The sequence below is a fragment of the Streptomyces sp. NPDC047072 genome, from assembly GCF_040643855.1.
Taxonomy (GTDB): Bacteria; Actinomycetota; Actinomycetes; order Streptomycetales; family Streptomycetaceae; genus Streptomyces.
In genome coordinates this window covers 18368-44004 of sequence record NZ_JBEYVC010000011.1, presented here as the reverse complement: position 1 = coordinate 44004, position 25637 = coordinate 18368, and the positions used below count along the sequence as shown (strand labels likewise).

21 protein-coding genes and 1 tRNA gene are annotated in these 25637 nt (G+C 70.4%); 12 read left to right on the top strand and 10 right to left on the bottom strand.

The genetic code is table 11. The annotated features are described in order from the left end of the window. The first annotated feature begins 25 nt into the window (after positions 1 to 25). Positions 26 to 676 (top strand): class I SAM-dependent methyltransferase, encoded by a 651-nt coding sequence (locus tag ABZ896_RS07365; RefSeq protein WP_360923320.1) that lies wholly within the window; start codon positions 26 to 28, stop codon positions 674 to 676. A gap of 319 nt (positions 677 to 995) precedes the next feature. On the opposite strand, the gene ABZ896_RS07360 is transcribed toward ABZ896_RS07365, so the two are convergent. Beyond that, on the bottom strand, positions 996 to 1283 hold the full coding sequence (locus ABZ896_RS07360; RefSeq protein ID WP_360923317.1) for a putative quinol monooxygenase: 288 nt from the start codon (positions 1281 to 1283) through the stop codon (positions 996 to 998). Between the two features lie 137 nt (positions 1284 to 1420). Between ABZ896_RS07360 and ABZ896_RS07355 the strand changes: the two genes are divergently transcribed. The 5 genes from ABZ896_RS07355 (at position 1421) to ABZ896_RS07335 (ending at position 7843) form a co-directional block, all read left to right on the top strand. Beyond that, a complete protein-coding gene (locus ABZ896_RS07355) occupies positions 1421 to 2881 on the top strand; it encodes an aldehyde dehydrogenase family protein (protein ID WP_360923314.1) in 1461 nt (486 codons plus the stop codon). Next, a complete protein-coding gene (gene lhgO, locus ABZ896_RS07350) occupies positions 2874 to 4070 on the top strand; it encodes an L-2-hydroxyglutarate oxidase (RefSeq protein WP_360923311.1) in 1197 nt (398 codons plus the stop codon). The genes ABZ896_RS07355 and lhgO overlap by 8 nt, the downstream gene beginning before the upstream one ends. Before the next feature lie 122 nt (positions 4071 to 4192). Then, entirely contained in the window at positions 4193 to 5053 is an 861-nt protein-coding gene (locus ABZ896_RS07345) for an amidohydrolase family protein (protein ID WP_360923308.1), read from the top strand. A gap of 1 nt (position 5054) precedes the next feature. Then, a complete protein-coding gene (locus ABZ896_RS07340; RefSeq protein ID WP_360923305.1) occupies positions 5055 to 6773 on the top strand; it encodes a thiamine pyrophosphate-dependent enzyme in 1719 nt (572 codons plus the stop codon). A gap of 14 nt (positions 6774 to 6787) precedes the next feature. Further along, positions 6788 to 7843 (top strand): Ldh family oxidoreductase, encoded by a 1056-nt coding sequence (locus tag ABZ896_RS07335; RefSeq protein ID WP_360923302.1) that lies wholly within the window; start codon positions 6788 to 6790, stop codon positions 7841 to 7843. Between the two features lie 68 nt (positions 7844 to 7911). On the opposite strand, the gene ABZ896_RS07330 is transcribed toward ABZ896_RS07335, so the two are convergent. The 3 genes from ABZ896_RS07330 to ABZ896_RS07320 all read right to left on the bottom strand — a co-directional run bounded on the left by ABZ896_RS07330 (position 7912) and on the right by ABZ896_RS07320 (position 11102). After that, entirely contained in the window at positions 7912 to 9411 is a 1500-nt protein-coding gene (locus tag ABZ896_RS07330; RefSeq protein WP_360923299.1) for a carotenoid oxygenase family protein, read from the bottom strand. Between the two features lie 138 nt (positions 9412 to 9549). Then, positions 9550 to 10479, bottom strand: a complete 930-nt coding sequence (locus tag ABZ896_RS07325; protein ID WP_360923296.1) for an alpha/beta hydrolase — start codon at positions 10477 to 10479, stop codon at positions 9550 to 9552. A gap of 44 nt (positions 10480 to 10523) precedes the next feature. Beyond that, positions 10524 to 11102, bottom strand: a complete 579-nt coding sequence (locus ABZ896_RS07320; protein ID WP_360923293.1) for a helix-turn-helix domain-containing protein — start codon at positions 11100 to 11102, stop codon at positions 10524 to 10526. 174 nt (positions 11103 to 11276) lie between these two features. Here ABZ896_RS07320 and ABZ896_RS07315 point away from each other — a divergent pair, with 174 nt between their 5' ends. From ABZ896_RS07315 to ABZ896_RS07305, 3 genes are all read left to right on the top strand, one after another. After that, on the top strand, positions 11277 to 12710 hold the full coding sequence (locus ABZ896_RS07315) for an MFS transporter (protein WP_360923289.1): 1434 nt from the start codon (positions 11277 to 11279) through the stop codon (positions 12708 to 12710). Positions 12711 to 12791: 81 nt separating this feature from the next. Next, positions 12792 to 12865: transfer RNA gene (locus ABZ896_RS07310), tRNA-Pro, on the top strand. An 81-nt stretch (positions 12866 to 12946) separates the two neighbouring features. Beyond that, positions 12947 to 13606, top strand: coding sequence for an MSMEG_1061 family FMN-dependent PPOX-type flavoprotein (locus ABZ896_RS07305; protein ID WP_360923286.1), 660 nt, complete (start codon positions 12947 to 12949; stop codon positions 13604 to 13606). A gap of 28 nt (positions 13607 to 13634) precedes the next feature. Here the strand turns inward: ABZ896_RS07305 and ABZ896_RS07300 are convergent, their stop codons facing one another. The 5 genes from ABZ896_RS07300 to ABZ896_RS07280 all read right to left on the bottom strand — a co-directional run bounded on the left by ABZ896_RS07300 (position 13635) and on the right by ABZ896_RS07280 (position 19611). Next, positions 13635 to 14219, bottom strand: coding sequence for a hypothetical protein (locus ABZ896_RS07300; RefSeq protein WP_360923283.1), 585 nt, complete (start codon positions 14217 to 14219; stop codon positions 13635 to 13637). 65 nt (positions 14220 to 14284) lie between these two features. Next, positions 14285 to 15031 carry an SDR family oxidoreductase gene (locus ABZ896_RS07295; protein WP_360923280.1) on the bottom strand — a complete coding sequence of 249 codons (747 nt, stop codon included), beginning with the start codon at positions 15029 to 15031 and terminating at the stop codon, positions 14285 to 14287. A gap of 110 nt (positions 15032 to 15141) precedes the next feature. After that, entirely contained in the window at positions 15142 to 16038 is an 897-nt protein-coding gene (locus ABZ896_RS07290; protein WP_360923277.1) for an RNA polymerase sigma-70 factor, read from the bottom strand. Positions 16039 to 16219: 181 nt separating this feature from the next. Beyond that, complete coding sequence (locus tag ABZ896_RS07285; RefSeq protein ID WP_360923274.1) at positions 16220 to 17350, bottom strand: glycoside hydrolase family 19 protein; 1131 nt, start codon at positions 17348 to 17350, stop codon at positions 16220 to 16222. Between the two features lie 74 nt (positions 17351 to 17424). Then, a complete protein-coding gene (locus ABZ896_RS07280) occupies positions 17425 to 19611 on the bottom strand; it encodes an RICIN domain-containing protein (RefSeq protein ID WP_360923271.1) in 2187 nt (728 codons plus the stop codon). 206 nt (positions 19612 to 19817) lie between these two features. Between ABZ896_RS07280 and ABZ896_RS07275 the strand changes: the two genes are divergently transcribed. Then, positions 19818 to 21707 carry an ABC transporter ATP-binding protein gene (locus ABZ896_RS07275; RefSeq protein ID WP_360923268.1) on the top strand — a complete coding sequence of 630 codons (1890 nt, stop codon included), beginning with the start codon at positions 19818 to 19820 and terminating at the stop codon, positions 21705 to 21707. Between the two features lie 37 nt (positions 21708 to 21744). Here the strand turns inward: ABZ896_RS07275 and ABZ896_RS07270 are convergent, their stop codons facing one another. After that, the gene (locus ABZ896_RS07270; protein WP_360923265.1) at positions 21745 to 22452 is read right to left on the bottom strand and encodes a GntR family transcriptional regulator; all 708 of its coding nucleotides are present in this window, start codon (positions 22450 to 22452) and stop codon (positions 21745 to 21747) included. Between the two features lie 268 nt (positions 22453 to 22720). On the opposite strand from ABZ896_RS07270, the gene ABZ896_RS07265 reads away from it, so the two are divergent. Further along, on the top strand, positions 22721 to 24145 hold the full coding sequence (locus tag ABZ896_RS07265) for a cytosine permease (RefSeq protein WP_360923262.1): 1425 nt from the start codon (positions 22721 to 22723) through the stop codon (positions 24143 to 24145). Positions 24146 to 24319: 174 nt separating this feature from the next. Continuing rightward, the gene (glnT, locus tag ABZ896_RS07260; RefSeq protein WP_360923259.1) at positions 24320 to 25627 is read left to right on the top strand and encodes a type III glutamate--ammonia ligase; all 1308 of its coding nucleotides are present in this window, start codon (positions 24320 to 24322) and stop codon (positions 25625 to 25627) included. Positions 25628 to 25637 lie beyond the last annotated feature (10 nt).

Sequence of the window (25637 nt, the reverse complement as noted above, 5' to 3'; positions counted from 1 at the left end):
TGCGACAACAGATCAATAGGGGAAGGTGATCAAAATAATTCCCGCCGGCTTATTGGAAGAAGATCAGGAGGCGGATCAGTTCTACCGCGGAACGATCGCCTCCTATGATCGCTGTGCCGCCCGTTATGCGGCACTGAACGACTCGATCGACGAAGTGAAGGATCTCCTCACCTTCTTCGACGAGCACATTCCCTGCGGTGCGTCCCTGCTCGATGTCGGATGTGGGCACGGTCGCGATGTCGAATATCTGAGCTCACTCGGACACCTGGTGTACGGCGTCGACCGGTCCGAAAAGCTACTGGGCATGGCGCGCGACCGGGTGCCCAAGTCGCACTTCCTGGAAGGCGATGTCCGAGCGCTTCCCTTCCGGGACCGCTCGTTCGACGGCCTCTGGATGAATGCGGTCCTGCATCACCTCGTCCCGCCGCACATGCCCCGGTCACTGGCCGAATGCCATCGCGTACTGAAGCCCTCGGGTCTGCTCTTCGTCAGTGTCCATCTCGACGACTCGTCGGGCTGGCAGGCCAAAGGACCGGACTTCGTGCGCTACTACGCCCGCATTTCGGGCACGATGCTCACGGAACTCCTCCAGAACGCGAACCTGACACCCGTCCGGACGACCTCCCGCAGCGCGGAGTCCCGCTGGCTCCACTGCTTCGCCCGCCCCTCCTCCTGAGACCGGCCCCGCCAGAATGCTCCTGTGGCCGAGAAGTCAGAAGAGACGGAGAGAGACCGCGCGTTTCTCGTGTGCGTGGCGGAGGTGGCGCGTCTCCTCGGAGTCGGTGTCGATCGACCGGAGGCGACGCCCAGAGCGCAGGCGCGCTCCCTGCTCGGCGCGGTGAGGCGGCCACTGCGTGAACTCGCGCGTCAGCCGGAGGAGTTGTTCGCCCCTCTCATGGCCGCGGCCGTTCATGGCTGAGTACAGGCACGGACCTTGAACGTGCGGGGGCCATGCGAGCCTGGTACTGGGCACTTATGCCACTTCGTACCGACCGCTAAAGCACCTCCGCGAACGTGACCGTCCGCTCCAAGAGCAACGGCCACACCACCCCCACCACGATCTCCTGGAAGTGCTCGGCGACCTTGTGCGCCTCGAATCCCTCCCGGTCGACATACCGCTCGTACAGCAGGAACTCACCCGGCCGGTCGACCACTGTGTGCACCTCGTACATCAGGTTGCCCGGCTCGGTCCGCGCCCCCTCCCGGGCCTTCAGCAACGCGGCACGCACCGTGTCCGCGTCGGCGGGCTCGCAGCGGTAGTGGGCGACGACGGTGAAAGCCATGGTTCTGCCTCCGGAGGGTGACGTGGGTGTGCCGATTCCACCATGAACCCCCTGATGAGCGGCTCGCGCGCAGCGCAACCTATGTCTGCCGCCCCGGGACTGGTCCCACCCCCGTGAGGTGAGGTGTCGTACACCGCATGCGTACTCTCGAAACCCTGGTCGGCGGCGAGTGGACGGCGACCGGCGACTGGATCGACGTCCACGACCCGGCCGACGTCCGCGCCCCGATCGCCCGGATCCCCGCCCTCGCCGCCAAGGACGTCACCCGCGCCTACGACCACGCCGAGCGCGCCTTCGTCGTCTGGAAGCGCACCAGCCCCTTCGAGCGTGCCCGGATCCTCGTCGACGCGGCCCGGCTGATCCGTGAGCGGGTCGACGAGATCGCCGCCGACGTCACCGCCGAGAACGGCAAGACCCTCGCCGAGGCGAGAGGCGAGACCCTGAAGGCCGCCGACTTCCTGGAGTACTACGCCGGCCTCGCCCGCCAGGGCTACGGCACCCTTCTGCACGACGTACGCCCGCACCACCGCACCCACACCCAGCGCGAACCCATCGGCGTCATCCTCGTGATCAGCCCCTGGAACGACCCGCTGATCACCCCGGCCCGCAAGCTCGCCCCCCTGCTCGCGACGGGCAACGCGGCCGTGTTCAAGCCGGCCACCGAGACGCCCCTGTCCGGCCTGCACTTCGCGCGCGCCCTGCACGACGCGGGCCTGCCCGCCGGTGTCCTCAACGTCGTCACCGGCCGTACGGCCGAGATCGAGGAGGCCCTCCTCGACGACCCCCGAATCATCGGCATCACCTTCACCGGCTCCAACGCCGTCGGCAACCGCATCCGCCGCCGTCTCGCCGACCGCAACGTCCGCTTCCAGGGCGAACTCGGCGGCAAGAACGCCTCGGTCGTCCTGCGCGACGCCGATCTGCCGGCCGCCGCGAAGGCCGTCGTCGCCGCCTCCTTCGGCCAGGCCGGACAGCGCTGCACCGCCACCAGCCGGGTCGTCGTGGAGCAGCCGGTGTACGAGGAGTTCACGCGGCTGCTGGTCGCCGAGGTCGAGAAGCTCACCGTGGGCCCCGGCACCGACCCGGCGACCACCCTGTGCCCCCTGTCGAGCCCGAAGCAGCGCGACTCCGTCCTCGCCGACCTCGCGCGTGCGAAGGAACAGGGCGCCACCGTCCTCACCGGCGGCGAGGCCGACACCGACGGCGACCGCGCCCACGGCTGCTACGTCAGGCCGACCGTCCTCGCCGAGGTCACCCCCGCGATGGCGATCTGGCGCGAGGAGGTCTTCGGACCGGTCCTCGCGGTCCGTGCCGTGGAGGGCTTCACCGAGGCGGTGGCGGCGGTCAACGACTCCGACTTCGGCCTCGCGGCGGCCGTCTTCACCCGCGACCTCGCCGCCGCCCACCGCTTCGTGGACGACGTCGAGTGCGGGCAGGTCGCGGTCAACTCGACCACCACCGGCTGGGACGTCCACCTGCCCTTCGGTGGCTTCCGCGACTCCGGGACCGCCTACAAGGAGCAGGGCGACGAGGTGCTCCGCTTCTCCACCCGCGTCAAGACGGTGGCGATCCACCTGGGGGAGCCCACTCGTGGCTGACGAGACCGTCGGCATCGTCGGCGCCGGCATCGTGGGCCTGGCCACGGCCCGCGAGATCGCCCTGAGCCGCCCCGGCACCCGGGTCGTCGTCCTGGAGAAGGAGCGGGAGGTCGCGCTCCACCAGACCGGCCACAACTCGGGGGTCGTGCACGCCGGCATCTACTACGCGCCGGGCAGCCTCAAGGCGCAGCTCACGGTCCGCGGGGTCTCCCTCCTGCGCGCGTACTGCCAGGACCGCGGACTGCCGTACAACGAGATCGGCAAGCTCGTCGTGGCCGTACGCGAGGACGAACTCGGCCGGATGCACGACCTCTACGACCGGGCCCGCAACAACCACGTGCCCGACCTCAGGAAGATCTCCCGCGAGGAGCTCCGCGAGATCGAACCGCACGCCGGCGGGATCGCCGCCCTGCACTCCCCGCGCACCGCGATCACCGACTACCCGGCGATCGCCCGGGCTTTCGCCAAGGACGTCGTCGACTCGGGCGGCGAGGTGAGGGTCGGCTTCCCGGTCACGTCGATCACGAGCGTGCCCGGTGGCATCGAGGTGGCCTCCGGGCAGGAACGGGTCCGTGTGGACCGGCTGATCCTGTGCGCGGGCCTCCAGTCCGACACGGTCGCGGGACTCGCCCAGGACAAACGGGAGCCTCGGATTGTCCCCTTCCGGGGTGAGTACATGCTGCTCCGGCCCGAACGGGCGGACCTGGTGCGGGGGTTGATCTACCCGGTGCCGGATCCCCGGTACCCGTTCCTCGGCGTGCACTTCACCCCGCGGGTGGACGGCTCCGTCGAGATCGGCCCCAACGCCGTCCTCGCCCTCGCGAGGGAGGGCTACACCCGGACCAGGGTCTCCCCGAGGGACCTCCTCGGCCTCGCGGCCTACCCCGGCACGTGGAAGATGGCGGCTCAGCACTGGCGTACGGGAATCAGGGAGTACCGCGGCTCCTTCTCCGCCACGGCCTTCATGAAGGACGCCCGGCGGTACCTGCCCGAGGTCTCCGTGAAGGACGTCGTCCGCGGCGGGGCGGGCGTACGCGCCCAGGCGCTGGACCGCGACGGCACCCTCCTCGACGACTTCCGCCTCCACCGGGTCGGCCGCGTCACCGCCGTGCGCAACGCGCCCTCGCCCGCCGCGACGGCCGCCCTGGCGATCGCCGAGCACATCGTCGAAGTCGTCTTCGGCGACTGAGAGTTCCCTGCGTACGGCGCACGTACTGGTTGCGCTCCAGGGGACTCCGCAACTCCCCACCGCCCGCCTAGCGTTCGGTCCGCACCACCCCACCATCCCTCCCTACGAAAAGAGTTGAAGACATGTTCGTCGTCGACACCCAGATCCACATCTGGAAGGAAGAGACTCCGGACCGCCCCTGGGTGCCGGGCGCGCGCGAGCGCATCCGCCTCAACGGCCACCGCGAGGACCCCTTCTCCTACGAGGAGGCCCTGGAGCTGATGGACGAGGCCGGCGTCAACCGCGCGCTGATCCTGCCGCCGTCCTGGGAGGGCGACCGCATCGACTACGCCCTGGAGGCCTGCGAGGCGCACCCCGACCGCTTCGGGATCATGGCGCGCATCCCGCAGAACAAGCCCGAAGAGGGCAAGGCCATGCTCAAGGACTTCGCCCAGAACCCGCACGTCAAAGGCACCCGCCTCACCTTCCACCGCCCCGTCGACCGCAACTGGATGATCGACGGCACCAACGACTGGTACTGGCCGCTCGCCGAGGAGCTGCGCATCCCCACGATGGTCCACGCGCCCATCTGGAAGCGGGAGTTGGGCGAGATCGCCGGGAAGCACCCCGAGCTGAGGATCATCATCGACCACATGGGCATCATGGCCCGCTGCGTGGACGACGCGATCGGCTACTGGGCCCAGGAGACCGCCGACCTGCACGTCCACCCGAACATCTACGTCAAGGTCTCCGCGCTCCCGGGCTACTCCACCCAGCCCTTCCCGAACAACAACATCCAGAAGTACGTGCGCGAGATGGTCGACAGGATGGGCCCGCAGCGCTGCTTCTACGGCACCGACATCACCCGGCTCCTCCGCCACGGCATCACCTACACCGACACGATCGAGCAGTTCACCAAGCACTGGGACTTCACGCCCGAGGAACTCGAATGGATCATGGGACGCGGGATCTCCGAGGTCCTGAACTGGCCGATCGAGGGCTGACATGAGCGACACCGAACACGCCGAGCACGGGCACAGGGACGGCGGTGACGCCGTCGTCCGCGCCTTCACCGCCGCCGGCGCCGACTACCTCTTCTGCTCCTCGGGGTCCGAATGGGCCCCGGTATGGGAGTCGCTGGCCCGCCACCACCGCGACGGGCAGCCCTGCCCGCGGTACCTGGACCTCACCCACGAGACGGTCGCGGTGGGCATGGCCACGGGCTACGGACTCGTGATGCGCCGTCCCCAGGGCGTACTCCTGCACGCCGCCCCCGGCCTGCTCCAGGGCTCCATGGCGATTCACGGCGCCCTGCTCGCCGGTGTGCCGGTGGTGGTCACCTCCTCGGAGTCCGCCACCTACGGCGACGGCCCCGGCAAGGACCCCGGCGGCCAGTGGTACCGCAACCTCTCGATCGTGGGCGGCCCGCACGGCGTCGCGGGCCCCTTCACCAAGTGGTCCACCGAGGCGTCGAGCGTCCACACCCTTCCTACGATGATCACCCGCGCCGCCGAGCTGTCCCGGCGGGCGCCCGCGGGACCGGCGTACCTCAACATCCCGCTGGAGATCCTGCTGGAGGAGTGGGACGGCCGCGAGGCCAAGCCGATCGCCGCGCCCGGCACCACGCACAGCTCCCCGGAGGAGGTCGACCCGGTCGCGCGGCTGATCCGGGAGGCCGCGAACCCGGTGATCGTGACCGAGACGGCCGGCCGTGAGGCGGGCGGCTTCGAGGCGCTGACCGCCTTCGCCGAGGCCTGGAACATCCCGGTCGTCGAGCCGGACTCGGCGGTCTGCGGGAACTTCCCCCGCACCCATCCGCTGCACGCGGGCAGCGACATCGGCCCCTGGATGGACACGGCGGACCTGATCCTCCTGGTCAACTGCCGCGCCCCCTTCTACCCGCCGTCCCGTCGCCCCTCCAAGGCGCGGATCGTGGTCATCGACGAGGTGCCCCAGCGCCCGCACGTCGTCTACCAAGTCCTCTTCGCCGACCGGTACTTGGAGGGCAACGTCGCCCACACCCTCCGGCAGCTCACCAAGCGGGCCAAGGACCTCGACGAGGCGGCGGTCACCGTACGCCGTCGGGCTCAGGAGGAGCGGCACGCGGCGGAGTCGGCCGCGATCGCCGGCGCCGAGACGAAGGCCTCGGCCCAAGTCGAGGGAATCGACCCGGTGTTGGTCGCGGCGACGCTCCGAGGGCTGCTCGACGGCCGGGACGGCATCGTCGTCGACGAGACCATCACGCACAGCCGGATCGTCAAGCGGCACCTTCAAGTCTCCGCCCCCGACTCGTACTTCTACGTGCAGGGCGGGCTCGGTCAGGGCATCGCCGTGGCGCTCGGCGTCAAACTCGCCGCGCGGGAGCGGCCGGTGGTGCTCACCATCGGCGACGGCGCCTTCGTCTACAACCCGGTCGTCCCGTCGTACGACGCCTCCCACGCATTCGAACTCCCGCTGCTGATCGTGGTGTTCAACAACCGCGTCTACAAGTCCATGAACCTCAACCACCGCCGCTTCTACCCCGAGGGCGCCGCCGCCGAGACCGGCGAGTGGCTCGGCACCGATCTGCACCGGCTGCCCCGACTGGCCGCGTTCGCCGAGCCGTTCGGGATGCACACCGAGACGGTCGACGCGCCGGAAGCGCTCGGGCCCGCGCTGGAGCGCGCCCTCAAGGCCGTGACCGAGGGGACGACCGCCGTCGTGGACGTGCTCGTCACCCGCTGACCCAGGAGTCCCACATGTCCACCACCTCATCGAAGGTCCTGCTCCCCGCCGACGACCTGCGCGCCTTCTCCGCAGCCCTGTTGGCGAAGGGCGGCCTGAGCGCCGAGCACGCGGCGACCACCGCCGACGTGTTCGTCTGGGCCGCGCTGCGCGGCGTCGACTCGCACGGAATCGCCCGCGTGCCCGCCTATCTGGACCTGCTCGCCAAGGGCGTGGCCAACGCCCGGCCGGAGCTCCGGACCGAGTCCACCGCCCCGGCCGCCGCCGTCCTGCACGCGGACCGCGCCCCCGGCCCGGTCGCCCTGTCCGCCGCCGCCGACGAGGCGGTGCGGCGGGCCCGGACCACCGGCATCGCCTCCGTCGGCGTCCGCGACACCGTGCACACCGGCGCCATCGGCTACTACGTCTCGAAGATCGCCGCCGAGGGGCTGGTCGGCCTCGGCTTCGTCGCCGGTATGCCGAACATGGGCTACACCGGCGTCAAGGGCGCGGCCGTGGCCACCAGCCCGCTCGCGATCGCCGTACCGTCCGCCTCGCGCGCCCCGCTGCTCCTCGACATGGCCACCGCGACCATCGCGCTCGGCAGGATCCGTCAGGCCAAGGCGAGCGGCACACCCCTGCCGGAGGGCGCGGCCGCCACGGCGGACGGCACCCCGACGACCGACCCCGAGCAGGCGGTGATGCCCCTGCCGCTCGGCGGCGCCAAGGGCTCGGGCATGTCCCTGGCCTTCGAACTGCTGACCAGCGTCCTGGTGGGCGCCCCGATCTTCGCCCCCTTCCACTCGAACGACCCGACGGCCCGCAAACACCGCCAGAACGCCCTGCTCATAGCCCTGGACCCGGCGGCCTTCGGAGGCGTGGAGGCCTTCACCGAGGGCGTCGACTCGACTCTGAGCACTCTGAAGAACCTGCCGAAGGCTGACGACGCGGCGGACGTCTACTACCCAGGCGAACACAGCGCGACCGTAGCGGCAGAGCGCGGAGCGGAGGGCATCCCAGTGACTCCGAAGATATGGAGCGAACTGATACAGCACGCGGAGACACTGGGAGTAGCAGTACCGGTTGCTTGACAGGGGCGCGGGGAACTGCGCGACCAGCCACAACGGACCCGCAGTCGCTCGACGAGCCATCGCAGCCCTCAGACGTCCGCAATCCAACTGCCGTGAAAGCCAAGGGGCACCCGTCCGGGCAGATGCACCCGCGCGAGCGGACGGCCCTCGAAGTCCTGGGCCGAAAGGATCACCAGATCGGTCGCCCCACGCTCCGGATCATGCACGTACGACAACACGTAACCGTCATCTTCGTCCCGTGCCCCACACCGCGGGACGAAGACCGCCTCACCCACCGCCGCCCCCGCAGGGAACCGGTGGAGCCGGTTCGTGCCGCGCAGCATGTCCTGCTTCACCAGGTGGTTGGTGAACTTCTCGTCCGGCGGCACCCCGTCGACGGTCTCGTAGGCTCGCCACATCTCGGCCGCGCTCGCGGTGTAGGCGTAGCGGTGCCGACGCGAGACCAGGGACTCGTTGATCCGGGGGAACTCCTGCGGACGGTCGTCCAGCCGGCTGCTCCGCACCTGCCCGGTGCGCAGGTCGACCGTCCAGCGGTCGAGCGCCGGGGAGCCGGTCGCGGTGGGCCCGTCCGTGCCCCGCCCGGCGGCGTAGAACGGCGCGGGGAAGCCGATGTACTCCACCACGACCGTGTCGCCCTGGTCGTAGGCGTTCAGCGTGTGCGAGTAGTACACCGGCTCGATCTCGAACCACCGCGTGGTGCCGCCGGCGCGCGGCAACAGCCCTATGCGCATGGGGTGTTGCTCGTTCCAGATGTACGGCACGAGCGCGCCGGCCTCCGCCGCGGCACCGTCGAAGGTTATCGGCACGTCCACGATCACCACGTACTTCTCGGTGAGCGCGAAGTCGTGCATCATCGGCGCGTCCGCGACGGGGACCCGGGTGGTCCGCGCCACCCGGCCGGTCCGGTCGATCATGATGTGCCGTACGTGGTCCCAGGTCGGGTAGTACGCGATCGCGTGCAACTCGTCGGCCACCGCGTCGTACTTGGTGTGCGCCGTGAACGCGCCGCTGAGGGTGGAGCGGAAGTCGTACGGGCGCAGGGTGTTGAGCTCACCGTCCAACTCGTAGGGCAGCGGCCCGCTTTCCTGCATCGCCAGGATGCGTCCCTTGTACGGGATCACGTGCGTGTTGCACGGGAAGTCGTCCGGCGGCACCTGGCCCGGGTAGGTCTCGCCGAGCTTCGCCGCGACCTGCGAGGACCGCACCCAGCGGTTGCGGTACCACTCGGCGCGCCCGCCGCGCAGCCGGACCCCGTGCACCATGCCGTCCCCGAGCATCCAGTGGTGGGCGCGGACGTCCTCCAGGCCCAGCACGTTCGGGCCGTTGCGCAGGTAACGGCCGTCCAGGTCACGCGGGATGCGTCCGGTGACCTCCAGGTCGAAGGCGGTCAACTCCTCGGTGACCGGGGCGAAGGCGCCCTCCAGGAACGGGGTCGAGCTGTTCGCGGAGGCCGCGGGAGCCGCCTGCGCCGCCGTCGTGAACGCGCCGGGCCCCAGGCCGCCGACCACGCTGCCCGCCGCCGCGACCGCGGCCCCCTTGAGAACCCTGCGCCGTGTGTGCTCGGCCATCATGCTTCCCCGTCCCGTCGTCGACTCCGGCCCCGTCGGCCGGTCTGTGAACGGGATCAACACTCCTCCGCGGACGGCCGGGAAGCAGTCGGCCCAAACCCCGGAAACGGGGGTGGTGTTGGCACCACCCCCGAGGCGTCATCCAGTGGCCGCCTTCACCTGCCGGGCGATCGACCCGTACACTTCCCGCGCCTTCACGTCGTCCGACCCGTCGTACCCGTGGTCCGCCCCGGCCACCACGTGGTGTTCCGCGAGCGCGCCCACCTCCCGCAGCCGCGAGGCGTACCGCTCGCCCTCCGCCCGGAGCAGGTCGAACTCGGCGGTGATCAGCAGGGCCGGGGCGATGCCCGTCAGGTCGGCCGTGTCGGAGGGGTGCGCGGGGGAGACCAGCCGGTCGCCGCGCAGCCGTACGTCGGGGACGTACGACGTGTCGAAGACGTCGGCCATCCAGGGCCGCAGCATCGGCCGGGCGATCGCCGCCTTCTTGGCGCGGGCCGGGGTCGCGAGGTCCAGCGGGGGATAGTGCAGGACCTGGAGCGCGATGGGGGGTCCGCCCTCCTCCAGGGCCTGGCGGGCCACCGCGGCCGCGAGTCCGCCACCGGCGCTCTGCCCGCCCACGGTGAGCCGGCTCCCGTCCCAGCCCTGCTCCGTGCCGTGCTCGGCGACCCAGCGGACCACCTCGTACGCCTGCCGGGGTGGGGCGGGGAAGGGGTGCTGGGGCGCGACGGCGTAGTTCACGTTGATCACCACGACCCCCGCCTCCGCCGCCAGCAGACGGCACAGCGGGTCGTCGAGTTCGGTGAGCGTCATGACGTAGCCGCCGCCGTGGAAGTTGACGTGCACCGGCGGGGACGGCTCGTCGCCGGGCGGCAGATAGACCGTCGCGCGAGCCGGGGCGACCGATGTCGGGATCGTCAACTCCCGGACCGTACGCGGGAATTCGGGGAAGCGGGCGTGTTGGGCCGCCGCGGAGCCGCGGCCGCCGGAGCGGCCGTCCGCGAGGGCGGTCATGCGCTGCATCGACTTGGCGACGAAGGTGGCCACCGACGGCCGGGCCAGGAGGGGCATACGGCCGAACTTACTTGAGTCAGGCAAGAGAAAGCCAGACTGGATCAGCGGGCGGTGCGCACCCCGTCCAGGGCGATGCCCAGCACTCGCTCTCGCTGGCCGTCGTCGTCGAACGCCGTCGCCATGATCCCCGCGACCATCCGCAGCAGATCGGTGAAGTCCATGTCGGTGCGCGCCTCACCGGCCGCCTGGGCGCGGGCGAGCAGCGGTCCGCCCGCCGCGTACATCGAGTCCCGGCAGGCCGCGAAGATCTCCGACTCGTCGTTGAGGGCCTCGCGGACCGCGCGCTTGGTGACCATGTACCCGGCGAACCGGTCCAGCCAGGCCGTCAGCGCCTCCCACGGCTCCCGGTCCGCGACCTCCTCGGCCACCTGGCACAGCGTGTTCACCTCGTCCGCGTAGACGGCCTCGAAGAGATGGCGGCGGGTCGGGAAGTTGCGGTACAGCGTGCCGATGCCCACGCCCGCGCGGCGCGCGATGTCCTCCAGGGAGGCCTCCGCGCCGTGCTCCGCGAACGCCTCGCGGGCGGCCGCGAGCAGCGCGTCGTAGTTGCGGGCGGCGTCCTTCCGGTGCGGCCGGCGCGCCGCGACGATCTCGCTGACGGGGAACGACTGGGCGGTCACGGACGCCTCCCGGGCCTGAAACGGAGGTCCACCTCCGGTACGGGTTGAAGCGGAGGGGTGCCTCCGCTAGAGTGGAGGCGTACCTCCACTTTAGCAGTCGAGGTGCTCCCACCGTCCTTTCCGCGACCGCCCCACGAGGCTCCGGCCGCACCCCTGTGCTCGGAGAGGCTCTCCATGCCCCGCAAGTCCACCCGCCTCACCTTCGCGGTCCTCGCGACCGGTGCGGGCGTGTTCTCCATGCTCCAGTCGCTGATCGCGCCGGCCCTGCCGACCGTCCAGCACGCGCTGCACACCTCGCAGTCCACCGCGACCTGGGTGATGACGGCGTACCTCCTGTCCGCCTCGATCTTCACCCCGATCCTCGGCCGGGTCGGCGACCTGGTCGGCAAGAAGCGCACCCTGGTCGCCGTCCTCGCGACCGTGGCCGTCGGCTGTCTGCTCGCCGCCCTCGCGCCCTCGATCGGCGTCCTGGTCGTCGCCCGGGTGATCCAGGGCGTCGGCGGCGCCCTGTTCCCGCTCTCCTTCGGCATCATCCGGGACGAGTTCGCCCCGTCCGAGGTGAGCGGCTCCATCAGCAACCTGTCCGCCGTGATCGCCGCGGGCGGTGGCGTCGGCATGGTCGCCGCCGGTCCCATCGTGAGCGCGCTCGACTACCGCTGGCTGTTCTGGATCCCGGTCGCCATCGTCGTCGCGGCCACGCTGATCGCCGTACGGTATGTGCCCGAGTCGCCCCGCCGGGCGGCCGGGAACGTCAACTGGCTCGGTGCCGCCCTGCTGTCGGCGTGGCTGGTGGCGCTGCTGCTGCCGCTCAGCCAGGCGGGCAAGTGGGGCTGGGGTTCGGTCCGGGTGCTCGGTCTGTTCGCCGCGGCCGTCGTCCTCTTCGCGGCCTGGCTGTACTCCGAGGCCCGCTCGCGCACTCCGCTCATCGACCTGAAGGTCATGCGGCTGCCGGCGGTGTGGACCACCAACGCCGTGGCGCTGCTCTTCGGTGCCGGCATGTACGCGCTCTGGTCCTTCCTGCCGGGCTTCGTCCAGACGCCGACGGCGGCCGGATACGGCTTCGGCGCGAGCGTCACCGCGGCCGGGCTGCTCATGCTGCCGATGCTGGTGGCGATGTTCTTCTCCGGTGTCCTCAGCGGACGGCTGGAGCCGGTGGTCGGTGCGAAGCCGCTCCTGATGACGGGCGCCGCGCTGGGCGCGCTGGCCTGCGGGATCCTCGCCGCCTGGCACGACGAGCAGTGGCAGATCGCCGTCGTCGCGGGCCTGTTCGGCCTCGGCATCGGACTCGCCTTCGCCTCCATGGCCAACCTGATCGTCGGCAGCGTCCCGGCCGACCAGACCGGAGCGGCGACCGGCATGAACGCCAACATCCGCACCATCGGCGGCTCCGTCGGCGCGGCGGTCACCAGCGTCCTGGTCACCGGCACCCTCCAGCCCTCGGGCCTGCCGTACGAGTCCGGCTACACCCACGGCTTCACGCTGCTGGCGGTACTGTGCCTGGCGGCGGCGCTGGCGGCCCTGCTGGTTCCGGTACGACGTTCAGGGCGCCCCTCGCTCAGGTCGTCCGCGTCGGCCGCGGCGCCCGTAGCCTCCGGCACCCGGAGCTGACACCGGCACTGTCCGGCCGGCCGTGCGCGTGAGGTAGGGTTTACCTGCGTGATCACACGGAAAACCCGTGGGATGCACGGCCGGGACGTGGCGCAGCTTGGTAGCGCACTTGACTGGGGGTCAAGGGGTCGCAGGTTCAAATCCTGTCGTCCCGACTTTACGAAGTCGCAGGTCGAGGGGCCGTTTCAGACAAGATCTGAAGCGGCCCCTCGGTCATGTTCACTAGTGTCTGGGGCATGACGACATCCCTCGCCGGCAGCGCCTTCGACCTGCTCCACCTCGACGCCGTGTCCGATCAGGAGACGCTGCGCCAGGTCTACGAACTCCCGGGCGACGCGGCCGTGCGCAAGCAGATGACCGAACTCACCGAGCAGACCCGGAAGTTGATCGGATGCTCCGCGTTGGTGATGGTCGCCAGCACGGACGCCGAGGGCAACTGCGACGTCTCGCCGCGCGGCGGGCCCGCCGGGTTCGTCGCGGTCCTGGACTCGCGGACGGTGGCGATACCGGACGCGACCGGCAACAAGCGGCTGGACACCCTGCAGAACGTGATCGCCACCGGACGGGCCGGACTGCTGTTCGTCATTCCTGGGCGTACCACCACGCTCAGGGTGAACGGACGCGCCTGCGTCTCCACCCGCCCGGAGCTGCTCTCGCAGCTGACGGCCGTGGGCAAGCCGCCGGCCAGCGCACTGGTGGTGGGGATCGAGGAGGTCTACCCGCACTGCCCCAAGTCCCTGCTGCGCAGTGGGGCGTGGAAGCCGGAGCAGTGGCTGCCGGCGGACGCCCAGCCGACCTCGGCCGAGGTCACGCTGGCCCAGCTGCGGATGCCGGGGCTGACGATCGCCGACATCGAGCAGGTGGAGGCGGACTCGCTGAAGTACCGGTACGAGTGACGGACAGGGGACGCCACGGGCGTACCGCTCAGGGTTCGGGAGTCCACTCCACGGGCGGCGGCGTACGGCTGTAGCGGGCGCCCCTGGGGCCGTAGTGGGCGAGGTGCAGGGTCTCTCCGTCGACCTGGATCTCCGCGGGCGGCGGGTTGGGGACGGAGACCCGCGGAAGGGCGTAGGGGCGGTCGTCGACGAAGACGGGCTCCCGGAGGTCGTTGCGGGCGTCCGCCCAGCTCTGGGCCCGCTCACGGGTCCAGGGGTTCTGCAGGGTCCGCGGGGCGGCCGGGTCGTGGCGGTAGCCGTTGAGGCCGCGGACCAGGCCTTCGCTGTAGACCCCCTTGACCCGGAAGTTCTCCAGGTGGTCCGCGCGTACGACCATGTTGACGTACCGGCGGCCGTCGCCCCGGTGCCGCCCCACCGCGCGCCAGCGACCGTGGCCGGGGTCCCAGCGCACCGGCGGGATCCACAGCAGGGTTCCCGCGGAGAAGTGCTTGGTGCCGCGCCGGATGTCGAGGCCGCCCTCGCCGCTCGCGGTCTCCTGGGCCACGTTGGCCACCAGGCACCAGCCCAGCAGCCCGTCCGGCGCCTCTTCTTCGGTGGGATCCGTGTCGGTCACGCCGAGAATCGTGAGGCACGGGACGGGACGTGGGCCAGCCATTATCGGCTGAGCCGACCAGAGGACTACTTCTGCCGTGCCAGCCAGTCGGCGAACCTCGTCCCGGCGCGGTCGGCGTCAGGGCCGGGCAGGAGGGTGTCGTCCGCCAACTCCGCGCCCCAGTAGGTCGCCTGAGGATCCGTCACGATTGTGCGCGGGTCGTTCAGGGCGGTGAGTCCCATGCGGATGAACTCCTCCAGCCGGAAGACCTCGGGGCCGCCGACCTCCACGACGCCGTTCACCGGGTCGCCGACCGCCGTGCGGGCGACGGCCGCGGCCACGTCGTCGGAGACCATGGGCTGGATCCGGGCGTCGGGCAGCCGTACGGTGTCGCCGTCGGTCATCCCGTCGGCGAGCCCCTTCGCGAACTCGAAGAACTGCGTGGCGTGGACGATGGAGTACGGCGTCCCGGCCGCCCTGATCTGCTCCTCCTGGACCTGCTTGGCGCGGAAGTACCCGCTCTCCTGGAGGCGGTCGGTGCCGACCACGGACAGTGCCACGTGATGCGCCACACCGGCCTCGGCCTCCGCCTTCAGCAGGTTCGCCGTGGAGGTGCTGAAGAAGTGCAGGACGTCGTCGTCCGCGAACGAGGGCGAGTTGGACACGTCGACCACGACCGAGGCGCCCTCCAGGACCTCGGCGAGCCCCTCGCCCGTCAGCGTGTCGACGCCGGTGCCGGGCGCGGCGGCGACCGCCTCGTGACCGTGCTCACCGAGTCCGGCGACCACCTTCGAACCGATGAGCCCGGTTCCACCGATCACTACGACCTTCATGACGCGTTCCTCTCGGAGATTTTCGGGGTGCATCAGAAGAGACCGGGCAGTGACTCCGGTTGTGACAGGTCTGTCCGAGAAATTCCCCCTGGATCGTGGCAGCGGGTGTTTCAGCTGGTCAGGGATGCCACGTAAGGGTTGAGCTTCTCCGGGTTCATCACCCACAGGAGGCGTTCGACACCCCGCTCCGAGGCATCGACGGACAGCAGTGCCACCGCGGTCCCACCGGCCAGGACGAGGGCGGCGGGCCTGCCGTTGGCCTCCACCCAGCGGATGTCCTTGTCCGGCCAGAAACGCGGCGCGAACGCGGCGAGGTACCGGGAGACGTGCGGCCGCCCCACGACCGGGATCCTCGACGCCCCGCGGATCCCGCCGCCGTCGGTGTAGCTGACCACGTCCTCGGTCAGCAGGCCCTCCAGCGCGGACAGGTCACCGCTCCGCGCCGCGGTCAGGAAGACCTCCGTCAGCCGGCGCTGCGCACCGGCGTCCACGGGCCGCCGCCGGTCGGACGCGAGGTGCCTGCGGGCGCGGCTGACCAGCTGGCGTGTGTTGGCCTCGCCGATCTCCAGCATCTCCGCGATCTGCGGGTACGGGTAGTCGAAGGCCTCCCGCAGCACATAGGCGGCCCGCTCCACCGGGTTCAGCTTCTCCAGCAGGAAGAGCACCGCCAGATCGAGCGCCTCGGCCCGCTCCGCGCCCAGCTGCGGATCGGCGCTCGTGTCGACGGGTTCGGGGAGCCAGGGGCCGGTGTACGTCTCGCGCCGCACCCGGGCGGACCCGGCGAGGTTGATCGCCAGCCGAGTGGTGACCGTGGCCAGGAACGCCACCGGTTCGCGGACGGCGCCGCGGTCGGCGTGCTGCCACCGCAGCCACGCCTCCTGGACGATGTCCTCGGCCTCCAGCGCACTGCCGAGCACGCGGTAGGCGATGCCGAAGAGCCGGGGGCGGGCCGCCATGAACATCCTCGTCGCCTCGTCGAGGGAGCCCTTGCCGTCCCCGTCGTCCATGGGTTTCTCCCGGTGGTCAGCCGTCGGCACGTGGTCGTACGGCGCGCGCCCCCGGGTTCACTCCGAACCCGGGGGCGTCCACGGTACGTCGGCCCGCGACGGCCGGCCGCCACGCGCGAGCAGGCCTCAGGTGTACGGGCCGAAGGGGATCCCGGGCGGCTTGCGCACGGTGTCTCCCCGTTCAGCAGTAGAGGTTGCCGCCGGGGCCGACCCCGAGGATCGACGTGAACCGGTTGTAGGCGTCGACGCGGCTCTGCACCTGCGCTGGGTTGCGGCCGTCGCACTCCAGGGAGCCGTTGATGGAGCGGATCGTCTGCCCGAACCCGGCCTGGTCGACCATCGCGTTGTGCGGGGTCATCGTGCCGGGACCGGACTGGGTGTTCCAGTACCAGAGGCCGGTCTTCCAGGCCACGGCCGAGTCGTTCTGCACCAGCCAGGGGTTGCCCAGCAGATCGAGCCCCAACGCGTCGCCCGCCGCCTTGTAGTTGAAGTTCCACGACAGCTGGATCGGGCCACGGCCGTAGTACGCCGACTGACCGGCCGGGCAGCCGTACGGCTGGTTCCAGTCGCAGTAGGTCGGGTAGTTGGCGGTGTTCTGCTCGACGATGTACACCAGCCCGCCGGTCTCGTGGTGGACGTTGGCGAGGAAGGCGGCCGCCTCCTGCTTCTTCACCGTGTCGCTGCCGGTGGTGGCGAAGCCGGGGTAGGCGCTCAGCGCGGCCACCAGACCGCTATACGTGTAGAAGGAGTTCCGGCTCGGGAACATCTGGTTGAACTGCGCCTCGCTGACGACGAATCCGGACGGCGTGCTCCCACCGCCGCTCGCGGGCGCGTTCCACTTCTGGTTGGCCGTACCGGCGCAGGTCCAGATCTGGAGGCGGGTGCCGTTGGCGCTGTTGTTGTCCCGGACGTCCAGGCACTTGTTCGCCGCCGGGTTCACGATGTCCCGCGCGCCGGACACCACCCACTGCTGATTGGCGCCGCCCGAGCAGTCCCACAGCTGGACGGCCGCGCCGTCGGCGGTACTGCGGTCGACGACGTCCAGACACTTGCCGAGCGCCCGCAGGGTGCCGTCACCGGGGTTGGACCAGATCTGCGCGCCGGTGCCATTGCAGTCGTAGAGCTGTACGGCGGTGCCGTTGGCGCTGCTCGCGCCCGCCACGTCGACGCACTTGCCGGCGAGACCGGTGATCGTGCCGTCGGCCGCCCGGGCGGCGGGGGCCGCGGTGACCAGCGCGGCGAGGACGGCGAAGAGCAGGGCGAGGACCGCGAACCGGCCTCTGTGAAGGGACGGGGACAGGGATGTGGACATGGGTGAGCACGCTCCTTCGGGGAGAAGGGGGAGGCGGCCGCCCCCTCCCGCGAGGGCGGCCGGGACGCGGAGCCTTACGGGTAGCTGGTCAGATTCGCCACGTTGGTCGAGGAGTTGGACGGACCGCCCGTGCCGTTGACGACGTGCCGGATGGTGCCGGTACCGCCGAGCGACACGGTCACCATGCTCTGGAAGCGCACGCCCGACGTGTTCGGCGCCTCGATGGCCCGCTCGGCGGCGACACCCGGGTTCACGTTGAAGTAGCAGTAGCTGCCGAGCCCGTAGGCCTGGTGGCTGGTGACCGAGTCGGCGACCTTGTAGGCGGCGTACCCCTGCGTCGAACCGTTCGTCCAGGCCGCCTGGTTGGGCGGGTCGTACGGCATCTCGTTCTGGTAGAAGTACGTGCGCCCGCCGTTGCCGTTCCAGACGGTCTGGTACTTCTGGTAGTGCTCGACGAACAGGCCGTACGCGGTGACATTGTCCCCGTTGACGACCAGCCCGGTGTCCGCGGTGTTGGTGGCCCAGCCGACGCCGCTGCCGTGGTCGGCCCGCCAGATCCACATGTGGTCGCCGATCACGTTGTCGCTGTTGATGACAAGGCTCGTGGTCGCCTTGCCGACACCCGCTCCGCCGACGCGGAAGTACACGTCGTGCAGGGAGGTCGGGTTCGCGGAGTGGGACACGGAGGACCCTGGGGGCCCGACTTCCATCAGGGTGGGCGAGTTGGTGGTGCCCGCGTCGAAGAGGACGCCCGCGACCTTCACCCCGTCGACGTCGGCCACCTTCATCGCGGTGACGCCGTTGTCCGGCACGAACGTGGCGAGGCCCAGCCCGAGCACGACGGTGTCGGCCCGGTTCACCTGGAGCGTCTGGCTGAGGTGGTATACGCCCGGAGTGACCAGCAGGTTCTTGCCGGCGGCCAGCGCCGCGTTGATGTCCGCGGCGGACGCGCCCGGCTTCACGACGTAGAAGGTGTCCAGGGACAACGAAGAGCCGGCTGGCGAACCGCCGACCCAACTGGTGCCGGTCGAGTTGGACCGCACCGACGGCACGAACACCTTGTAGGAGCCGTCCCCGTCGACGTACAGGAACGGCTTCTCCCGGCTCACCGGGGACTGCGCGACCGTGGTGTACGGCGGGTTCGGGAAGCTGGTGCCCGGCACGCCCTGGCTGCCGACGAAGACCATGTTCCAGTTCGAGCCGGTCCAGCCGCCGAGCTGGGAGTTGCGGGTCAACCACTGTTGCTGCGAACCGGAGTTGACCTGTCCGTCGATCTTCGTGTCGGCGAGCAGGCCGCCGCTGGACCAGCCGTTGTCGTCCAGCGCGAGGTTGCCGCGCAGATGCATCCGGCGGTAGGCGGCCGCCTGCGAGACCGCCCAACGGTCGCCGCCGCCCGTAGGGTTGACGGACAGGTTCTCGGCACCGCGCCAGAAGTTCTGCGTCGCGTTGCCCTGGAACCAGTCGGCCTCCGCGTGCACCGCGCCGTTGACCGTGACCGCGTCCGGCGTCAGCCCGAGCCCCGCGACCTGGGTGTAGAACCCGACGTTGGCGTCCGCGGTGTAGGAGCCCGGCTTGAACAGGACGGCGTAGCGCTGGGCGCCGAACTGATTGGTCTCCTGCTGCTGGAAGATCGAGTTCAGCCGCGACTGGATCGTCGAGGACGACATCGACGGATCGAAGACGACGACGTTCGGGCCGAGGTCCGGGTTCGTGGCCGACTGCGACACCGGGACCACCTGGAAGCGCTGGGCCGCGGTGCCATTGCACGTGTACTGCACGAACTGCACGCTGTCGGCGGTCGAGGCGCCCGGGTCGTCCAGGCACTTGCCGCTGCCCCGGTTGACGAAGTGGTACGCGCCGCCGCCCTCGTCGACGGGCAGCCACTGCTGGTTGGCGCCGCCGCCGTAGGCCCACAGATGGACGGGCGCGCTGTCGGCGGTGGAGAGGTCGGCCACGTCCACGACCTGGCCGCTGTCGTTGCGGTTGCCGATGCGGACGTAGCCGTCACTCGTGGGGGTGAAACTCCACTGCTGGGCGGTGGTGCCATTGCACGTGTACTGCTGCACCACGGTGCCGTTGGCGGTGGCGGCCGACCGGGCGTCCAGACACCGCCCGCTTGCCGCGTTCATGACACTCGAAAAGCCGGTGGGCAGATCGACGGCCGCTTCGGCGGACGGGGGTGTGAAGGTCAGGAGGGATGCGGCGGCCGCGGTGACGAACGCGGCGGCGCCGGATCTGCGGAGGCGCCTGAAACCGTGCATGCGCAGAACCCTTCGTGGGGGGTGAGGTGTCTGGCTGACCCGTGAACCTAAAGGTATGGACCACTTACGTCAAGGGGTGAAGTAAGGTCTGAGGGAAGTGCGTCGACGCGAAAAACACGTGGACCCCGTCCCCGCCGCCGCGGGACACTCCCTTTCCCTGGCCTGCCCGTATGTGCCGGGCGGCCTTCTGACCACACGGGATCGGGATGGAATTACCTGAATCGCGCGAGGTTCCCCCGCGCAGGGGCCCCGTGCTCCTCGCCCTTCGTCACTACGGCCGGGAGTTGGCGCGGCTCAAGCTGCTGGCGCTGCCCGGCATGCTGCTGCCCGCCCTCGGCAACATCGGTATCAGCTACATCGCGCCGCTCGTCGTCGCGAAACTCGTCGGCCGTATCGCCGGCGACACCGGCACCGGTGTCGGCGCCGCCCTGCCCTACGTCCTCGGCTTCGCCGGCGTCCTGCTGCTGGCGGAGGCGTTCTGGCGCCTCGGCCTGCACTGTCTGAACCGCCTCGACGCCCTCGGTGTCGAGCACCTCTACGTCATCGGCATGGACGAACTCTTCGCCAAGGACGCCTCGTTCTTCCACGACAACTTCGCCGGCTCCCTCACCAAGCGGGTGCTCAGCTTCGCCTCCCGCTTCGAGGAGTTCGTCGACACCCTCACCTTCAACGTGGTGGGCAGCCTCGTCCCGCTGCTCTTCGGCTCGGTGGTGCTGTGGCAGTACCAACCGCTGCTCGTCGTCGGCCTGTTGGCGATGATCGCCGTCACGGCCGTGTGCGTCGCACCGCTCATCCGGCGCCGCCAGGCACTCGTCACCCAACGCGAGGAGGCGATCGCCCGGGTGTCGGGGCACGTCGCCGACAGCCTGATGAACATGGACACCGTCCGGGCGTTCGCCGCCGAACGCCTGGAGGCCGCCGAGCACCGCAGCCGCGTCGCCCAGTCGCGCCGGCTCATGCTGCGGTCGTGGGACTACGGCAACCTGCGCATCGACACCCTCGTCGCGCCGATGTCCGTCCTCACCAACGTCCTCGGCCTGCTGCTCGCGGTCGCGATCGGCGGCGGCGAGCACGGAGTGGAGGCGGTCGTGGTCGCCTTCACCTACTACACCAACGCGACGAAGATCATGTTCGAGTTCAACCAGATCTACCGTCGCCTGGAGAGCTCGATGACGGAGGCCGCGCAGTTCACGGAGCTGCTGCTCGACTCCCCGACCGTGCTCGACCCGGTCGCCCCCGAGCCGGTGCGCCCGGGGCGCGCGGACGTCCGCTTCGAGGGGGTGACCTTCGCCCACGGGGGAGCGGAGCCGCTCTTCCAGGGGCTCGACCTGGACGTGCCCGGCGGGACGAAGATCGGTCTCGTGGGCCGCTCCGGCGGCGGCAAGACCACGCTGACCCGGCTGCTGCTGCGGATGACGGACATCGACGGGGGCCGCATCCTCGTCGGCGGCCAGGACATCAGCCGGATCCGCCAGGCCGACCTGCGCGGTCTGATCGCCTACGTCCCCCAGGACCCGGCGATGTTCCACCGCACCCTGCGGGACAACATCGCCTTCGCCCGCCCGGACGCCACCGACGCCGAGATCCGCCGAGCCGCCGAGGCGGCCCATGTCACGGAGTTCGCCGACGCGCTGCCGGACGGCTTCGAGACCATGGTCGGCGAGCGCGGCATCAAGCTCTCCGGCGGCCAGCGGCAACGGGTCGCCCTCGCCCGGGCGATCCTGCGGGACGCGCCGATCCTGCTGCTCGACGAGGCGACCAGCGCGCTCGACTCCGAGAGCGAACTCCTCGTCCAGGAGGCGCTGTGGCGGCTCATGGAGGGGCGGACCGCGCTGGTGGTGGCCCACCGGCTGAGCACGGTCGCGGGCATGGACCGGCTCGTGGTCCTCGACCGCGGACGGATCGTCGAACAGGGCACCCACCAGGAGCTGCTCGCGTCGGAGGGCGCCTACGCGAAGCTGTGGCAGCACCAGTCGGGCGGGTTCCTGGACGACAGCGCGATGACCGACAGTGCGATGATCGACAGTGCGATGACCGACAGGGCGGTGACTGACCGTTCGGTGACCGGCACCCCGGCCGCCGCCGACCTGCACTGAGAGCACCGGGCCCCCGCCGACGACCGTCCGCGGGGGCTCACCCCTCCGACAGGTCCCGCTCCTGCCGCCGCCGCTCGTCCATCCCCGCCATCAGTGCCTGGTGGCTGCGCCGGACGTGCTCGCGCATCACCCGCTCGGCGCCGTCGCCGTCCTTGGCGGCGATCAGGTCGAGGACCCGGTGGTGCTCGTGGTCGGACTCGCTCAGCCGGCCCGGCTGGGCGAGCGAGGTGCGCACCAGACGGGCGTAGGCCAGCTGGTTCATGAGGGTGCGGTAGTGCGCCTCCAGCTTGGTGTTGTCGGCTCCTACGACGATCAGGTCGTGGAAGTCGTGCACCAGCCGCGCGTACTCCTCGGCGTCCCCCGCCCGCACGGCCTCGTCGGCCGCGCGCATGTTCTCCTCCAGCCGGCCCAGCTCGGGCACGTTGCCGCGGAACGCCAGCAGCCGGGCCGCCGCGCCCTCCAGCAGCTCCTTCATCTGGAACAGCTCGGTGATCTCCCGCCGCGAGGGCACCGCGACGAACGTGCCGACCCGCGGCCGCACCTCCACCAGCCCCTCGATCTGCAACTGCTTGAGCGCCTCGCGGATCGGCGTACGGCTGACGCCGAAGGTCTCCGACAAGGCCATCTCGGAGAGGCTCGACCGGGGCGGCAGTTCACCGGTGATGATCATCTGCCGCAGCTCTTCGGCGACCCGCGCCTGCATGCTCGTCTGCTGGAGCGGCTTCCGCGCCCTGGGCTGTTGCATGGCACGTGAACGTAGTGCGGGCCGATGGACCCGGTCAACCGGGCCGAGAGGAGCGAGCGGCTCTGCCATGCAAGTGAGGCTAGGAGGGTCGATCCGACCCGTCAAGACTTTACTTAGCGGCAACAATCATGACCTGTGTATTTACCGCGCCCATCGGCGATGCCTGGCGATTTGCGGCAGGGGTGTTGACAGGGTGGTACGGCCTCCCTACCGTCCTCTGCCATACAACAGGTCGGCGATGCGACCGCCATCACCTCAGGAGCACGGCATGGCAGAAGGAACACCGGCGCCGGTGTACGGCAGCGCGGTCACGAAGGTCGAGCCGTTCGGCGTCGACCACATCCCCGACAACGAGCGGCACGGCAAGCCGAGTTCGCAGTTCTTCGTGTGGTTCGCGGCTGGCCTGAACTTCCCGATCATCCTGCTGGGCTTCTCCGCGGCCTGGTTCGGGCTGAGCTTCGGCGCGGCGACGGTGGCGATCGTGGTGGGCGCCGCGCTGGGGTCGCTGCTGATGGCGGTCATGTCGCGGATGGGCGTGCGGCTGGGGGTGCCGCAGCAGATCCAGGCCCGCGGCCCGCTCGGCTTCTTCGGCAACTTCCTTCCCGTCGCCTACATCAACGTCTTCGCCGGGATCGGCTGGGCGGCGGTCACGGTGATCCTGGGCGGCAAGGCGTTCGCGGAGCTGACGCATCTGCCGTACTGGCTGTGCGCCGGCGTGCTCACCGCCATCCAGCTGGTCGTGGCGATCTACGGCTACAACATGATCAACTACCTGCAGAAGGTGCTGACCTACGTCCTCACCCCCCTGTTCCTGATGATCACCGTGGTGGCCGTGGTCCGCGGCGGCAGCTTCTTCCATGCCAACGCGCACGCGGACGGCTACATCGGCTCGACGGGCGGCTGGGTGACCTTCGGCGGCTGGTTCCTGTCCTTCCTGGTCGCCTGGGCCCCCTTCGCCTCCGACTACTCCCGCTATCTGCCCGACACCCCCGAGGTCGTCTCGCGCACCGCCTGGTACACCGGGCTGGGCAACTTCGTCACCATCTGCTGGCTGGGCATCCTGGGCGTGGTCGTCGGCGGCTCCGCGAGCAGCTCCGACTCCATCACCGCGCTGCATGAACTGGCGGGCCCGTTCGCGATCCCGGCGCTGCTGGCCGTCGGGCTCTCCGCGCTGGCGCAGAACTTCCTCAACGTCTACGGCGGCGCGATCTCGGTGCAGACGCTGAAGGTGCCGGTCAGTCGCTCGCAGGCGGTCACGGTGATCTGTCTGCTCGCCTACGTGATCAGCCTGTGGGGCGCGAACGGCACGGAGGACAAGTTCAAGGTCTTCCTGAACCTGACCGCCTACTTCATCGCCCCCTTCGCCGCGGTGCTGCTGCTGGACTTCTATCTGGGCGGGCGCTCCGACCCCTCCCGCGTCGCCGAGCTGTACGACCGCCGCCGCGTCCTGGACTGGGGCTTCGTCGCCTGGGCCGGCGGAGTCGCCGCCTCGGTGCCGTTCTGGCAGTCCAGCTTCTACACCGGGCCCTTCTCCAAGGCCTTCCCCGGCGCCGGCGACCTGAGCATGTTCGTCGCGGCTGGCGCGGGAGCGGTCCTGTACCTGCTGACCTACCGTCTCAAGCCGCTGTGGATCTCCGGCGGCGGCGAGGACTCGACGCCGTCGGCCGACAAGGCTTCTGCCGAAGTCTCCTGACGGAGCATCACGACCTCCATGCCAGGGCCTGGTCGCTGTCCCCTCTCCCCGGGACGGCGACCGGCCCTCCCGCTTACCGAGAGCTTCCCACGCGGAAATCCCGCCGTAATGAACCGCCTGTCTACTGGTGTGCAACAGTGATTCATGTCAGTGGACATCGCTCGGGAGGCCCCCATGACGACCGACCTGGCCCAGCTGGTCAGGGACGACGGCGTCGAGTTCGTGCTCGCCGTCTTCGTCGACCTGACCGGCAAGCCGTGCGCCAAGCTCGTCCCGGCCCAGGCGATCGAGGAACTGCGGGACGAGGGCGTCGGCTTCGCCGGGTACGCCGCCGGTGCGCTCGGCCAGCTGCCCAGCGACCCGGACGTCATCGCCCGGCCCGACGTCTCCTCGTACACCCCGGTCCCGTTCGTGAAGCCCGGCCTCGCGCTCGTCCACTGCGACCCGTACGTCGAGGGGAAGCCCTGGCCCTACGCCCCGCGCGTCATCCTGCGTTCGCTGCTGGAGCGGGCCGAGGCGCGGGGGCTCTCCCTGGCCGTCGGCGCGGAGGTCGAGTACTTCCTGGTCAACCGGGACGAGCACGGCGTGCTCAGTGTCGCCGACACCAGGGACACCGCGTCCCAACCCTGTTACGACGCCCGCGGGTTGACCCGGATGTACGACCACCTCACCGCCGTCTCCAGCGCGATGAACGCCCTCGGCTGGGGCAACTACGCCAACGACCACGAGGACGGCAACGGCCAGTTCGAGCAGAACTTCAAGCACGCCGACGCCCTCACCACTGCCGACCGGGTCATCACCATGCGCTACTTGGTGTCGGTCCTGGCCGAACAGCGCGGGATGACCGCGACGTTCATGCCGAAGCCGTTCACCGACCGCACCGGCACCGGCATGCATCTGCACATGTCGCTGTGGCGGGGGAGCGAGCCCGCCTTCCCCGCGGCCTCGGACGCGCGCGGCCTCGGGCTCTCCCCGCTCGCCTACTCCTTCGTCGCCGGGATCGTCGAGCACGCGCGGGCGCTCCAGGCCGTCATCGCGCCCACCGTCAACTCGTACAAGCGCACCGGAGCCGTCTCCACCCGCTCGGGTGCCACCTGGTCGCCACGCGTGGCGAGTTACGGCGGCAACGACCGCACCCACTTCGTGCGCGTCCCCGACGGCAACCGCATCGAACTGCGCGGCGGTGACGGCGCGGCCAACCCCTACCTCGCCGCAGCGGCCGCGCTCGCCGCCGGGCTCGACGGCATCGAACGCGGCCTCGACCCGGGCGAGCCCGGCGCGGCCGGGAAGGGACCCGAACTCCCGCCCACCCTGCTGCACGCCGTGGAGGCCCTCCAGGCCGACGAGGTGATCAGCGGAACGCTGGACGCGGTCGGGCCCGGGGTGAGCCGGTACTTCGCCGACCTCAAGCGCGAGGAGTTCTTCGACTGGCACTCCACGGTCGGCGCATGGGAGCTGGACCGCTATCTGACCGCCTTCTGAAGGGACTTGG